This window comes from Arachidicoccus terrestris, assembly GCF_020042345.1.
Lineage (GTDB): Bacteria > Bacteroidota > Bacteroidia > Chitinophagales > Chitinophagaceae > Arachidicoccus > Arachidicoccus terrestris.
Window position 1 is genome coordinate 3548589 of sequence record NZ_CP083387.1, and the last position, 15181, is coordinate 3563769.

9 protein-coding genes are annotated in these 15181 nt (G+C 44.0%); 8 read left to right on the forward strand and 1 reads right to left on the reverse strand.

All coding sequences use genetic code 11. From position 1 onward, the window contains the following. Positions 1 to 16: 16 nt before the first annotated feature. The 7 genes from K9M52_RS13835 to K9M52_RS13865 all read left to right on the forward strand — a co-directional run bounded on the left by K9M52_RS13835 (position 17) and on the right by K9M52_RS13865 (position 12331). Positions 17 to 1450, forward strand: coding sequence for a glycoside hydrolase family 28 protein (locus K9M52_RS13835; protein WP_224069023.1), 1434 nt, complete (start codon positions 17 to 19; stop codon positions 1448 to 1450). Between the two features lie 80 nt (positions 1451 to 1530). Then, a complete protein-coding gene (locus K9M52_RS13840) occupies positions 1531 to 4605 on the forward strand; it encodes a glycoside hydrolase family 2 protein (protein ID WP_224069024.1) in 3075 nt (1024 codons plus the stop codon). A 31-nt stretch (positions 4606 to 4636) separates the two neighbouring features. Continuing rightward, positions 4637 to 5455, forward strand: coding sequence for a rhamnogalacturonan acetylesterase (locus K9M52_RS13845; protein ID WP_224069025.1), 819 nt, complete (start codon positions 4637 to 4639; stop codon positions 5453 to 5455). A gap of 80 nt (positions 5456 to 5535) precedes the next feature. Continuing rightward, entirely contained in the window at positions 5536 to 6906 is a 1371-nt protein-coding gene (locus tag K9M52_RS13850) for a pectinesterase family protein (RefSeq protein WP_224069026.1), read from the forward strand. Positions 6907 to 6992: 86 nt separating this feature from the next. Then, positions 6993 to 8048, forward strand: a complete 1056-nt coding sequence (gene pelA, locus K9M52_RS13855; protein WP_224069027.1) for a pectate lyase — start codon at positions 6993 to 6995, stop codon at positions 8046 to 8048. A gap of 67 nt (positions 8049 to 8115) precedes the next feature. After that, positions 8116 to 10623 (forward strand): glycoside hydrolase family 95 protein, encoded by a 2508-nt coding sequence (locus K9M52_RS13860; protein WP_224069028.1) that lies wholly within the window; start codon positions 8116 to 8118, stop codon positions 10621 to 10623. Between the two features lie 58 nt (positions 10624 to 10681). Next, on the forward strand, positions 10682 to 12331 hold the full coding sequence (locus tag K9M52_RS13865) for a glycoside hydrolase family 43 protein (protein WP_224069029.1): 1650 nt from the start codon (positions 10682 to 10684) through the stop codon (positions 12329 to 12331). Between the two features lie 91 nt (positions 12332 to 12422). On the opposite strand, the gene K9M52_RS13870 is transcribed toward K9M52_RS13865, so the two are convergent. After that, entirely contained in the window at positions 12423 to 13457 is a 1035-nt protein-coding gene (locus K9M52_RS13870; RefSeq protein ID WP_224069030.1) for a LacI family DNA-binding transcriptional regulator, read from the reverse strand. 912 nt (positions 13458 to 14369) lie between these two features. Here K9M52_RS13870 and K9M52_RS13875 point away from each other — a divergent pair. Further along, the gene (locus K9M52_RS13875; protein WP_224069031.1) at positions 14370 to 15158 is read left to right on the forward strand and encodes a rhamnogalacturonan acetylesterase; all 789 of its coding nucleotides are present in this window, start codon (positions 14370 to 14372) and stop codon (positions 15156 to 15158) included. Positions 15159 to 15181 lie beyond the last annotated feature (23 nt).

Below are 15181 nucleotides of genomic sequence, written 5' to 3' on the forward strand. Positions count from 1 at the left end.
TATTAAATACATATGCATGAAAAATATAGGAGTTGCAACTTTAATGAAGGGGTTAAGTAGAAGATACCGGCCTTATATTACCATAATACTGGGTTGGTGTATGCTCTCATCGTTTGCATGTAAGAAGGTGAGCTCTCTTTATCCTCCCGTTGATGAACCGGCCCCTTCTATTATTGATGAGCCCCAGCCACCGGAAGACACTGTAGCGGATCACGATCCTGATTTTGATACGGATTGGGGCGATACGATCAAAGTGCCTGATATTTCGGGCAAAGAGTTTTTGATAACCGATTATGGTGGTGCAGCCGGTGCCAAGGATAATGCGACAGCTATTCAAAAAACTATTGATGAGGCAGCAAAGAATGGTGGCGGAACCGTTGTTATTCCTGCCGGTACTTTTATCTCTGGCCCCTTACACCTAAAAAGTAATGTGGGGCTTAGAATCTCTGAGGGCGCAATTCTAAAAGTTCTGGCATATGAAGATTACCCGGGAGCCGGAACGACAGAGAAAGTGGCCTCTTTTTTAGATTTAACCGGGACGACAAACGTGCTTATTGATGGCAAGGGCGTCATTGATGGGCAGGGGGAAGCCTGGTGGGAGGCCTTCAGGGCCACCAAGCCGACTGGCGGGATTGCCAGACCGGCTCTGATCAGTTTTGATGACGCCCGTATTATTGAGGTAGCTGGTATAACAATCCGGGACGCACCCAATGGGCACATCAGCATTCACAGAGGGAATCGGCATGTGACGATTTCTGGCGTGACGCTGAACTCCCCGGCAGATTCTCCCAATACGGACGGCATAGATGTCTGGTCGCCGCACGTAAATATCCTTAATTGTGACATAAGCTGTGGAGACGATAATATTGCTATGGATAATGAAACGCGGTATATGACAATTAAGGGTTGCTCTTTTGGCAGAGGCCATGGGTTGTCTATCGGCAGCTATACTTCGGGAATTGATCATATCTATGTCAGTGACTGTGTATTTGATAAAACTGATAACGGGGTACATATTAAATCCAGCAGAGATCGCAGCGGAATTGTCGAGAATTTGGTGTATGAAGATCTAACCATGACGGGGGTTGGCACCCCGATCAATATCTGTGAATATTATCCCGATAAGACCATTCCCTCCGGCGGTGGAGCCGATCAGGCGCAACCTGTCACAGCGTCAACGCCTCAATGGAGGCATATTTTCCTGAAAAATATCAAGGCTACGGGATCTGCCAACGCTGGGCTCTTATGGTCTGTTCCAGAATTGCATATGAAAGACATTGTTTTTAATAATGTCCAGATTGAGGCAAAAACGGGTATGAGGATCAACAATGTAGATGATTGTGTGTTTATTGGTGGCTCAAAAATTACGGCAGGAGCGGGTAAGGCGATCAGTACTTACGGATCTACAGTCTCAGGAATTGATTTTGCGACCGGAGCGCCAACAGAGTAATAGGGTGCCGAATTTGGCTATAGCGCCCAATTTCACTTTCCCATTATCTTGATAGAAGTATTCATAAAAACAATTAAGCTATGAAAATACATAAGACCGGAATTACAAGGCTTCTCTTTGTTTGCACAGTCCTTTGTCTGAGTAGCATGTTATTCGGCTTGCCGTCTGTCTGGGCTCAAAATCGGATGTCAGCTATTGATCTGTCCGGCAGTGACTGGTCCATTTGCCTAGATACGGCGGCAAAATGGCAGCAAGACTCCTTGTATGCACCCCCGGTGGATCTGTCGGCGGTACCGGTCAACATACCCACAGGCGGCTGGCAGTTGTTAGATAATAACCCATCGGAGATCCGGACGACATTACCTGCAACAGTTGAAGAGTTTTACTGGGGTCAGAATGGAGACAAGTTCGGCGTGGACGGCAATTATTTGGGTATTTCCTGGTTTTCGACGAAAATACATATCCCGGCAGAATATCGGCATAAACATGTCCTTCTAAAGTTTGAAAGTGTTCGTTTTCGTGCTGAGGTGTTTGTTAACCATAAGCTGGTTGCCTATGATCTGGTCAACAGCACCCCTTTTGACGTAGATATTTCGGGAGCGATGCTGCCAGGTGAAATCAATAGCATAGATGTCCGTATCACGGATCCAAATGGTAATTTCGACTGGAGGGATTCCCAGAATTTTATGTGGGGGACCTACCGGACCCAACCTTCCCATGGCTTTGGAGGAATTACGGGCAAAGTGTGGATGGTAGCAACTGATTCTGTCTATATTGAAGATGTTTTTATAAAGAACAAGCCCAGGCCCACAGAAGTCGATGTAGAGCTGACAGGAAAAAATATGACAACTGAGCTGAGTAAGGGATGCTATGCGTTACAGGTGAAAGAATACAAAACGGGTAAAATTGTCTATAGACGTGAATTTGAGGCCGTACTTCAGGCAGGTTCCAATACCCGAAAGTTTACCATTAATTTGCCGAATGCTGCGCTCTGGGATGTAGATCACCCCAATCTGTATGTGCTTACCGCGATCTGGAAAGGTAACGGCGGAGCCACCGACCGGTTCGACCGCCGTTTCGGATTCCGCTGGTTTGAAATCAGAGACAATCATGGTGATCAGCAGTTTTACCTGAATGGTAAACGTATCGTACTGCGCACAGCTATTTCTTGGGGATTTTGGGCCATTAACGGCATTGCGCCCTCAGACTCGTTGGCCCGTAAGCAGATAATGGATGCCAAACGTCTGGGTTTGAATATGCTTAATTTTCATCGAACAATTGGGCAGACGAATGTTTTGGATGCAGCAGATGAACTGGGGCTGCTTTATTTCGAGGAGCCTGGGGGTAATCAATTTCCGGAAAAACTATTCTACCCTAAAGATGCGCTGGAAAGAAAGCAGGCTGATTATTATTTTGCGGTCAGGAACGAAAAATTCTTTCGTATGATCCGACGGGATCGCAGTCATCCGTCACTGATTATCTATAATATGCATAATGAGCGTGGGGCGCTGCCTCAGCCCATTGATAAAGCCCAGATGCGTGCCGGTCGTCGGTTAGATGACTCCCGGATTATCACATATAATTCCTGCAATGGTAATATCAGGGTAAGTGAGCCTGATCCGAAGTTTAAGCTACATTTATTGCCCTATGATACCACATTTTATGACTATGGATGGTTTGATCAGCATCATGCCGGTGGGCCTGGTGTCTATCATGATAATCTGTACAGAAATCCGAAAAATTATGCAAAATATACCGATCATAAAGATGAGATCATGTATTATGGTGAAGAGGGAGCAATAGGAACGCCGGCCCGTTTGCAGTTGATTCGCGAAGACATCTTAAAGCGGGGCAAGAATATAGGGTGGGAGTCTGATGCCTATTTGAAACTATATGACGCTTATAATTCCTTTCTTTATAACAACGGCTTTCTCGGGGCCTTTCCCAATGTGGACAGCCTGACCAGAAAAATGGGGAATGTAGCTTATTACTATCAGGGAAGGGTCATTGAAAATGTACGGATCAATAATACTGTAGATGCCTATGCTATTAACGGATGGGAATCTATGAAGCAGGAGAATCACTCTGGTATGGTAGATGATTACCGGAATCTGAAAGGAGACCCTGATTTAATTGCCCGCTATAACCGCCCGCTTTATATTGCGGTTAAGCTGAACCACAAAGTAGTGCCCACAGGTGATACGGTTACTGCTGACTTTTATATAGTGAATGAAAAAAATATCCATGGGATTGCCGTGCTTGAAATTCAGGCAATTGATCCGGATGGAAAGCGCCGGCTACTCGGAAAGGAAAAAGTACTGGTAAAGGGCGGTAGTGAATACGGACAATTGCTGGTATCCGGTATTAAAATACCGATTGAGCATGCTGGATATTCCAGTGTGAAGGCAATTCTCAGGCAGCGATCAGACAGTGTCTGTGCGGGCTCAGATCAGCTGTACGCGGTCAAGTTTGATACAACTGGCGTATCTGACCAGATACAGGTCGCCGACACTTCGGGTAAGATTCAGGCCTATTTTGATGCCATAGGCGTCAAATACCGTAACTACCGCTCGGGATGGCCTGAAGGAAACGTTTTGGTTGTCGGAGCTTTTGCGCCGCGCCAGACAGGGAATCCTTTAGTAACCGATATTTTAGAGTGGGTGAATAACGGTCATAAATTAGTCGTTCTTAGCAATACTGAAGTTTGGGCTACACATTTGGCGAGAAAAGAAACCATTGATTTCAGAGGTATTAAACAAATGGGGACCAGTTGGTATGGCGGCAATTATTTTGTGAAAAGTTCACCTTTGTTCCACGGTTTGCCGCAAAATTGCGTGTTTAACTGGGAATATCAATGCCTGGCCACTTATAACAAGCATAGAATCGGTATGAGAATGTTTAACGGCAATACGGTTGTAGGGGCTGTTTCGGATCACAAGCAGGAAGTTTATTCGGCATTAAGCGTTGTGCCATTGGGAAGGGGAAAGATCATCTTAAATGCGCTGGATATTACCTCTTGTATTGAGAATATTAAACATCAAAAACGTACGGAAGGGGATGGAGAGAATGCTTCCATGGATACGTTCAATTCATTTGCCGATAACCCCGCCAATGTAGTGGGGCAGCAGTTACTGGTCAATATGTTAAAGGACTGAAACGTTTCGTATAATTATTAAAAATACAATAATGTTTGTAGAGGAAATCAAAAGTGTCTGGCAGGGGCAAAAGACAAAAGGTTACTGGATATTTCTCATCTTATCTATATGCTTGGCTTCTTTTACGCTTATCGATCAGAAAGAAAAGCCGGTCATCTATATTATCGGCGACTCTACCGTGCAAAACAGCGATGGTAATGGCCGGAACGCCTATTGGGGTTGGGGGAGTTTAATATACCCATACTTTGATACTTCACGCATTTCCATACGTAATCACGCAAAGTCTGGTACCAGTACCCGGACTTTTATCCTGGATGGACGCTGGGATAGAATTATGGGGGCTCTTAAAAAAGGTGATTTTGTGATTATGCAGTTCGGACATAACGATCATGCCGGCGTGGATGATACAGTCAGGCAGAAGGGGTCGTTGTTGGGAATAGGAGATTCGACCAGAGAAATCATTAGCATCCGTACCCATCAACCGGAAACGGTGCATACTTATGGTTGGTATTTGAAAAAATTCATTACCGAGGCTCAGCGTAAGGGGGCTACGCCGATTGTTTGTTCTCTTGTTCCCCGCAACCGCTGGGACCATGGCCGGGTGGTTATCGAAGCGCATTATCCAAAATGGGCTGAACAAGTAGCGCGGGCAAACGGCGCTTACTATATTAATCTCAATCGTATTATAGCGGCTCACTGGCTTTCGCTTGGAAGAGACAGCGTCAATCATTTTTTTCCAGGAGACGGAACACATACCAATATTAAAGGAGCGAAGCTTAATGCGGCCTGTGTGGTGGAGGGGCTAAGGTCATTGGACGGTTGCCCCATCCAAAAGTATATGAAACCTTGATACTAGATAAAGGCTCTGTTAGGAAGTTGTAAAGAAAGGCGGGTAACGCCAAAGTTAAATATTCAAAAATCAATAGCACTATGAAAACTAAGTATATTCTTTCAGTGGTTATACTGAGCTTGAGCTTTTTCGGTCTTGAGCATCCTAAGGCTTACAGCCGGGAGAGGGCTACCGTAATTCCCCAAACGCCGGTTGGAACTATTTCTTCAGCTATTACTACTATAGACCGGCTCTATGATGCTGTTGTCGACGTTAATGGGAAGGGAGACTATGCCTCTGTTCAGGCGGCTATTGACGGTGCACCGGCTAACCGGAAGGAGCCCTGGAAAATATTCGTTAAGAATGGACGCTATGAAGGGTTGGTAAGAGTCCCGGAAGATAAACCGTTTATCTATTTGATCGGACAGAACAGGGAGAAAGTAATTATAACATTTAAGATCAATTGTGCCAATCCTGAAAATCCTAAAGATGCCGGTCAGCCGTACTCCAAAGTCAAATTTCAGCAGTCGGATTGTGCCGTGGTAGTCGTGAATGCACCGGATTTTTACGCGGAAAATATTACTTTTGAAAATGCATATGGTGTAGAAGCCCAAAGCGGGCCACAGGCACTGGCTATTCGGACAAATAGGGACCGGATGGCCTTTTACAATTGTAAATTTCGATCTTTTCAGGATACCTGGATGACCAGTACTAAAAATAAGGATGACAGAACATATGCAGATAGCTGTTGGATAGAAGGTGCTGTGGATTATTTTTATGGTGGTGGAAATGCCTATATTGAGAATACTACTTTTTATAATGTACGCAGCGGATCGGTTATCGTTGCACCCAGTCATGACGCAGGCACCAAATGGGGATACGTTTTTCAACATTGCACCATAGATGGTAATGCAGCCGCTGCTGACGGCCGGTCAAAGCTGGGACGACCCTGGCATAACCAACCTATCGCAGTCTTTTTAAATTCCACCATAAAGATACCGCTTCAGCCGGAGGGCTGGACTGACATGGGGCCTGCTGCGAAGTTGTTTGCAGAATATAACAGCCGTGATGATAAGGGGAAACTGATCGATCTAAGCCAGCGCCGAACATGGTACCGGCAAAGTAAAGGAGAAGGCGGAAGACGTGTAGATGGTTTACAGGCCGTGCTAAGCAAGCAAGAAGCGGCAAAATATAGCTACCATAATGTTATTGTAGAAGAAGATGGCTGGGATCCCAGAACTTTTTTTACAGAAGCCGCTGCTCCGAGTCATTTAAAGTGGTCAGCCGGACGTCTCATTTGGCAGGGAAGCCCGGATGCTGCCGGCTATATTGTGTTCAAAGAGCATCAGCTGATTGGCTTTACAAAGGATGTTTCATTTAAGGTTGGAGGGAATGCTAATGGGAGTTACGCTGTAATGAGTGTAAATGGATATGGTTCTTTAGGGAAGATGTCTGGATTAAATTCTCTTTAATGGATGGCGATATTCGTATGTACAATCAAAGTGATTGTCAGAAAGTTTATTGTATTTGGCGCAATTAATGTATAAAAAATAATAATATGAATGCGATTAAGAGTAATAGTTATTGGGTGGGGGTAATATTGTCGGTCTGGTGTATTATGCAACCTTTAACCAGTTATAGTCAGCACGAAACAGACCTGATTGCAGACAATATGTTACTTTATCAGCGTTTTAACGGCGGCTGGGCGAAGGCTTACCATAACAGGAAAATTACCTATGATCATGTTTTCAGCGCGGCGCAGAAAAAGCAGATTAAATCACAACACGATCTAAAAGATGCAACCATAGATAATAAGGCGACGACCAGGGAAATTAATTACTTATTAAAGGCTTACAACAAAACCCACGATTCTGCTTATCTTGTATCAGCGGAAAGAGGGCTGGACTATCTGCTTAAAGCTCAATATGATAATGGCGGCTGGCCACAGTACTATCCGGACAGTAGCCTGTACCGCAGTCAGGTAACCTTTAATGATAACGCGATCATTAATGTGCTACAATTATTAAGGAATGTAGCCCGTCAAAAGCGAGAATTTGCTGCTGTTGATCCAAAATATGTGCGCCCCTGTAGGGAAGCTGTAAAAAGAGCAATAGACTGTATCCTGAAAACACAGATTGTTGTGGACGGGCGGAAGACAGCCTGGAATCAGCAATACAATAAAGTAACCCTGCTTCCGGAAAAAGCAAGATCCTTTGAACTGGTAGGCTTGGCTGCGTCAGAATCAGCTGCCATTGTTGATTTTTTGATGCAGATACCACAGCCTTCAGATGCAGTGAAAGATGCTGTAAATAGCGCTATGACATGGTTTAAAAAAGTGGCTATCAAGGGATATCGCTTTGAACATATTGTCGCCCCAAAGGAGTCTACTGGCAAAGACGCCATTCTGGTTAAAGATGCAAATTCGGTCATCTGGGCCAGGTTCTATGAAATTGGTACGGACAGGCCTTTTTTTTCCGGCCGGAATAGTGAGAAAAAATATGATCTGAAGGAGATTGAGGATGAGCGGCGGGCCGGATATGCCTGGTATGGAAGCTGGCCGGCGAGATTAATTGACCAGGATTATCCTGCATGGCTTTCGAAGTATGGGCGTTAATGTTTTGTATGTTTTGGGTTTTTCTGCCAAAACCTGTAGTTTTAAAGTGTTTGTAAAACAATAAATAATGACGATTCAATCAAAAAAGCTTTTTAAGCAGATTATCTGCGCAACTTTACCTGTTTTTGTTGTAGTTAGTTGTATGGGGCAGGCGCCATTGCAATTGAACTATGACCGGCCGGCAAAAAACTGGAATGAGGCATTGCCTCTCGGCAATGGCCGGTTGGGTGCAATGGTCTTTGGCGGTGTTAATGAAGAAAGGCTACAGCTTAATGAAGAGACGGTGTGGGCCGGAGAGCCCGGTAATAATATCCCCGAAAATGTATTTGACAGCATCGTTGAAATCCGGAAGCTTCTTTTTGCTAAACGATATAAAGCGGCGCAGGAGATGTCTAACCGGGTTTTCCCGAGAAGCGCGCCTAAGAATAGTAATTATGGAATGCCTTACCAGCCGGTGGGAGATCTTTATATCCGGTTTGCCGGACATGAAAACTTTAAAAATTACCACCGGGATCTGAATATAAGCGATGCCACTACGCATACTTCATTCGAAGTAAACGGAGTACACTATGACAGGGAAATTATTTCTTCCCTGGCAGATAATGTGATTATCGTTCGGTTAACGGCTGATAAGAAAGGCGCAATTAACTGCACACTAGGCATGAGCAGCCCGCAGGTTCATCATAAGATCGGCACTTCGGATAAAACGCTCATCCTTAAAGGCCACAGTGGTGATGCCGATAATAAAAAAGGCAAAGTACAGTTCACTACTCTGGTAAAACCGGTGGTCGTGGATGGCATTGTCAGTAGCAGTGACAGTAACTTAACTGTAAAAAATGCGAGCGCTGTAACGATTTATGTGTCAATCGGCACCAACTTTAACAACTATCATGACCTGACGGGTGATGCAGATAAGCGTGCTGCTCAGTTTTTGACGGCAGCTATCGGCAAGCCTTACGATAAGGCGTTGCAGGCTCATGAAGCGATTTATCACAAGTATTTTGACCGTGTGACATTTCAATTGGAAACGCCAGATACTGCTAAAGCAACGACCGATCAACGTATCATAAACTTTGATTCCAAATATGATCCTTCACTTGTTGCCTTATATTTTCAGTTTGGCCGGTATTTGTTGATTTCATCTTCTCAACCAGGTGGACAACCTGCGAATCTACAGGGCATCTGGAATGATATGGTCAGCCCGCCCTGGGACAGCAAATATACTATCAATATTAACACTGAAATGAACTATTGGCCTGCTGAGGTTACAAGCCTACCGGAAATGGCACAACCTTTATTTCAGATGGTAAAGGATCTATCAGTGACAGGACAGCAGAGCGCCCGGAAGATGTATCATGCAAGAGGGTGGAATGCCCATCATAATACCGATCTTTGGCGGATTACCGGACCGGTCGACGGTGGATTCTATGGTATGTGGCCGATGGGGGGTGCCTGGTTGAGTACGCATTTATGGCAACATTTTCTATATACTGGTGACAGGGCATTCTTGAAAGACAATTATCATATTCTAAAAGGGGCGGCACTCTATTTTGTGGATGTTTTACAAGAAGAGCCAGATCATCATTATCTGGTTGTCGCACCTTCAATGTCCCCTGAACATCAGTATATGAGAGGCGTAGGATTAAGCGCGGGAACGACTATGGATAACCAAATCGTTTTTGACGTTTTCTCGCAAGTAATCAGTGCCAGCAGGTTTCTAGGGGAAGACCGATTATTTGCGGACACGCTGTCCCGGTTAATCAAAAGGTTGCCTCCAATGCAGATAGGGCAATACGGTCAGCTACAAGAGTGGCTGGAAGATTGGGATAAAGAGCATGATGGTCATCGCCATATTTCTCATTTGTACGGGCTCTTTCCAAGTAATCAGATATCTCCTTATGAGCATCCGGCGCTATTTTCTGCCGCGAAAACGACTTTGATCAGTAGAGGAGATGTGTCTACCGGATGGTCTATGGGGTGGAAGGTCAACTGGTGGGCCAGGATGAAAGATGGTAATCATAGCTGGAAACTTATTCAGGATCAGTTAAGGCCGGCGCCTGAAAGATCAAAAGGTGAGGGAGGGGGAACTTATCCTAATTTATTTGATGCGCATCCGCCCTTTCAGATCGACGGTAACTTTGGCTGCGCCTCCGGCATAGCGGAAATGCTGTTGCAATCACAGGACGGCGCTTTGGAAGTTTTGCCTGCGTTGCCTGATGCCTGGCAAAATGGAATGATAAAAGGATTGATGGCCAGGGGTGGGTTTAAGGTAGACATTAGCTGGAAAAATGGCCATATTACCAGCCTTAAGATTCATTCTACCCTGGGAGGTAACTGCCGCCTTAGGCTTCCGGTAAACACGCGACTGACAAGCCGTAATGCTACCTTGAAACCTGTTAAAGACAATTCAGCTAATCCAAACTCCTATTATCAGGTTGCTGACATTAAAGCACCGTTAATTAGTCAAAAGATCAAAAAAACAGATTTACAGATACCCGCATTTCCTAAGACTGTACTATTTGATTTTGCCACTGATAAAGGAGGAACTTATGTATTCAATGCCCCGGGCAAATAACGGGCGTTCAACACATCTATAAAAATTTGAAAATTATATTTAATATTTAAACTCGATCATGAAAGTAAATAAGCTATTATTACTGTCTTTATTATGCAGTTCTGTAAGCTATGGCTATGGGCAGCAGCCTTATGTGTCCAAAGTATGGGTGGCCGATCAAAGAAACGGTACTTATAAAAATCCCATCATTAATGCGGATTATTCTGACCCCGATGCTATCCGGGTAGGAGATGATTTTTATATGGTCTCTTCTAGTTTTGAAGATATACCCGGACTGCCTATTTTGCACTCTAAAGACCTCGTCAACTGGACGATCATCAATCATGCGCTAAAAAAGCAGATTCCTGCTGAAGTCTTTAATACACCCCAGCATGGAAATGGCGTCTGGGCACCTGCCATCCGTTATCATAACCATGAATACTATATCTACTATCCAGACCCGGATTTTGGCATATATATGATTAAGACCAAAGACCCCGCCAGTGACTGGTCGGAGCCCGTATTGGTCTTTGCGGGTAAAGGAATTATTGACCCCTGCCCACTCTGGGATGATAATGGCAAAGCCTGGCTGGTACATGCATATGCCGGTAGCCGGGCAGGAATAAAAAGTGTCATAGCCATTGCTCCGATGAATACTGCCGGTACGGCTGTTACCGGTGAAGACAAAATTGTGTATGATGGTCATACGGATGATCCGACGATAGAGGGCCCTAAGATATATAAAAGAAACGGCTACTATTATATTTTTGCGCCTGCCGGCGGTGTGTCAACCGGATGGCAATTGGTGCTTCGTTCAAAGGATTTAATGGGACCCTATGAAAGAAAGGTCGTAATGGATCAGGGAAAAAGCCCGGTCAATGGGCCTCATCAGGGTGCCTGGGTGACCACACAGACGGGACAGAATTGGTTTTTACATTTTCAGGACAAGGAGGCCTATGGCAGGGTCGTTCATTTACAACCGATGCAGTGGATAAATGACTGGCCGGTCATTGGTGTCGATAAGGATCATGATGGAAAAGGTGAGCCGGTTATGACATACAAGAAGCCGGATGTTGGTAAAAGCTATCCGGTCCAGACGCCCCAGGAATCTGATGAATTCAACGAGAGAAAGTTAGGTTTGCAATGGCAATGGGAAGCCAATTCCAGCGGCAGATGGCTAATGACCGGAAATGATGGCCATCTTCGGCTCTATGCCAATTATACTCCTGACGCCAAAAATCTTTGGGATATACCCAATATACTGGCCCAGAAGTTTCCGGCGGACCAATTTGTCGCAACCACTAAAGTTCATTTTACCGCGAATGAAAAGAATGGACAGCAACAGGCCGGGCTTGTCGTATTAGGGCTGGACTATGCAAAACTTTCCATTGTTATGAAAGACGGCGCTTATATTTTACAAAAAGGTATCTGCAAGGCATCAGATAAAGGAAATCTGGAAAAAGACACTTCGGTAGTAACTTTAAAAAAACCGGAAGTGTGGCTCAGAGTGGCAATATATAATCCAGCTCCTAACCAAGCGCTTTGCAAGTTTTATTACAGTCTGGATGGAAAAGAATATCAGGAAATATCGGGTGACTTTACGCCGGCTCCAGGTAAATGGACGGGCGCAAAAATTGGGCTTTTTGCTATCGCAGCGAAAAAGACGAATGACGTAGGATATGCAGATTTTGACTTTTTCAGGATAACACCACTAAATGAGGAAAATTAACAGCCCCCGGATATTGATGTGATCAAAAAAGGCCCGTGTAATCACTAAAAAATAGTCGCATTACACAGGCCTTTTTTGATTCTTGTAGTAATTACTGTTTATGGGCAGCGGAAGAGGCGCGGGCAAAGAAGTCCGGCTCCAGTACAATCTCACTGAACTCTTCCAAAGGTCTTTTGCTTTCAATTTGCCTGATTAATAACTCTGCGGCCTGTGTACCCATGGCTTCAGCTTTTTGTTGTATAATAGAAAGCGATGGGTTTAAAAATTCAGTAAGGTCCAGATTAGAGAACCCGATAAGCGCCATTTGATCAGGAATTTTAATATCATGTTTGGATAAGTAGCGGTAACAGCTGGTCGTTATTTTATCCGCACAGGATAGAATGGCTTCTGGTGGATCACTTAGCTGAAGTAACTCATCCATTACACGTTCTACTTCTTCAAAAGAAAGGCCGCCATGTTGGCAATATTTGATATAGGCATTCTGATGAGGTAATTGATGCTGCTCCAACGCTTCATCGTAACCTCTTTTCCGCTCTTTTATAATTGCCAGATTATCGGGATTGCCGATAAAGGCAATTTTCTTATATCCATTTTGAATCAGATGAGCGGTGGCATCATAAGCACCTTTAAAATTGTTGGACCTGACTTTATGGCCCTCCACTGCTTTAGTGATCCTGTCAAAAAAGACAATAGGCATGCCCCTGTCAAGTAATTGTTGTATATGTTCCAGACTCTTGGTTTCAGAACTGAGTGATATCAGCATCCCGTCTACGGATTGAGATAGGTTACGCACGGCCTCCTGCTCTCTCTCAAAATTCTCAAAAGTCTGACTGATAATAACATTATAGCCTTTTTCTTTGGCTACGGATTCAACACCGGCTATTATTTGTGAAAAAAAGCTGTTTGCAATTTCAGAAATGGTTATACCCAGTGTCCGGCTTCTGCGTTTTTTCAAGTTAAGGGCAGAAGGGTTAGGCCGATAATTGACACTCTTGGCATAGGCTACCACTAATTTTTTAGTTTCTTCGCTGATCTCATAGCTATCCCTCAACGCCCTGGAAACTGTAGAGGTGGACAGATGAAGTACCTTTGCTATATCCTTAATAGTGACTGACTCGAATTTCATTTGCCTTATGTGACTTTAAATTTTAATATGAGCTCAAACAGCGCATGGAAGATAAGCCATTTTACCAAAAAACATGTATATATTTTAATCAGATACATGCTTGCAATCGTTATCGGCAACGATTGCGGAAAGGAAATTGCGCTATCGATTGCAACTGAGTATTGGAATGCTTAAAACTTTCTGTGGCGAGTCTTCGGAAAACGGAGCAAGTATTTAAGATGCTGAGAGTATTGGGAGACCTGTATTGGAATAACAATCTGGTGTCTACTCACAATCCGAAGGAGATTTTTAATATGGATATTAGTGGGGGATATGCTGCTTTAATAATGAAGATGCTGGCCTACGCCGAGAGACGGGTAAAATCTCTTTGTTAGCTTGCCTGCCTGCTAATTGGAAAAACGGTCACTTAAAGAGATGGCGCTACGTGGAGGCATTATAATGAATAAATTAAACTAGAGCCCGGATCAAATTCAGGCCGTTTTTACAACTAAGGTTAATCAGAAGGTGCAAGTTTTGATTAGGGGAAAACTATATGGTGAGATTGCTTTGAAGGCTGGCAAGCGAAATGCGTTTCGTTTTCCGATAAAATTTTAATAATTCTGATTTTACAACAAGGCTAGTTCATTGATTTTCTGATTAAAAGTTATGGCTGCGGTGATGAGAATCTCCGGGACAGCCCTACTGGTATCGATTGCGTAAATTATTTGCGCAAAATACACTCATTTGTTAGTAGATGCGATTAACTTGCCTATAACAAACCTGGCGGAGTTAAGAAGAATTTGTCCCAAATAAAAGTCAAAGAAGTCCACATAGTAATTAATAATTGTATTGATTATTAATTGGTTTTAAACAGTCAGTTTATAATCCTTTGGCCAGGGATGCACAGCGAAAAAATAAAATTACACTGAAGCAATGAATACGCACAAATGGATACAGAATATGCAGCGATACTTGCGTTGGCCGAACGTCGGCTTGACGATTGTAGTAATGGCCTGCATGTCGTTTTGTCTATTGATGCAACATAAGACAACTATTTACATGATCGGCGATTCAACAATGGCAGATAAGTCGGTTAAGGCTTATCCGGAAACCGGCTGGGGAATGCCCTTTCACTATTTTTTTGATTCCACCGTCGTCGTGGATAACCGTGCCCAAAACGGTCGAAGTACAAGAACTTTTATAGAAGAGGGCAGATGGAAGGATGTATTAAAGACACTTACCAAGGGGGATTATGTATTAATTGAATTTGGGCATAACGACGAAGTACCTACCAAAAGAAGCTATACCCCTCCTGAGGCATTTACTGCAAATTTAAAAACCTTTGTAGAACAGACCAGAGAAAAAGGAGCCATTCCTATTTTGTTGACACCCGTAGCCCGTCGTCATTTTGATTCAACGGGTATGCTCATCGATACCCATCCGGTTTATGGGCCATTAGTCTTGCAGACCGCGAAGGAAGAAGCTGTACCTTGTATTGATTTGCAGAAACTCAGTATGGACCTGCTTCGTAAATTGGGACCGGAGCGCTCGGCTATGTTATATAACCAGCTGGAACCGGGTGAACATCCTCACTATCCTAAAGGTGTGAAGGATAACACGCACTTTAATGAATTAGGGGCCAGGAAAATGGCGGAAATGGTATTACATGAACTGTGTAAGCTGGATTTGCCTATTGGCCAACACTTGAGTCCTAAACGATAGAATATAGCTTGCTTCCTGTACTA

Excerpts from the sequence above, each read along its gene's own strand:
- K9M52_RS13845 (WP_224069025.1), top strand. The coding sequence starts at position 4,637 with ATGTTTGTAGAGGAAATCAAAAGTGTCTGGCAGGGGCAAAAGACAAAA.
- K9M52_RS13835 (WP_224069023.1), top strand. The coding sequence starts at position 17 with ATGAAAAATATAGGAGTTGCAACTTTAATGAAGGGGTTAAGTAGAAGA.
- K9M52_RS13865 (WP_224069029.1), top strand. The coding sequence starts at position 10,682 with ATGAAAGTAAATAAGCTATTATTACTGTCTTTATTATGCAGTTCTGTA.
- K9M52_RS13870 (WP_224069030.1), bottom strand. The coding sequence starts at position 13,457 with ATGAAATTCGAGTCAGTCACTATTAAGGATATAGCAAAGGTACTTCAT.
- K9M52_RS13840 (WP_224069024.1), top strand. The coding sequence starts at position 1,531 with ATGAAAATACATAAGACCGGAATTACAAGGCTTCTCTTTGTTTGCACA.
- K9M52_RS13860 (WP_224069028.1), top strand. The coding sequence starts at position 8,116 with ATGACGATTCAATCAAAAAAGCTTTTTAAGCAGATTATCTGCGCAACT.
- pelA (WP_224069027.1), top strand. The coding sequence starts at position 6,993 with ATGAATGCGATTAAGAGTAATAGTTATTGGGTGGGGGTAATATTGTCG.
- K9M52_RS13875 (WP_224069031.1), top strand. The coding sequence starts at position 14,370 with ATGAATACGCACAAATGGATACAGAATATGCAGCGATACTTGCGTTGG.
- K9M52_RS13850 (WP_224069026.1), top strand. The coding sequence starts at position 5,536 with ATGAAAACTAAGTATATTCTTTCAGTGGTTATACTGAGCTTGAGCTTT.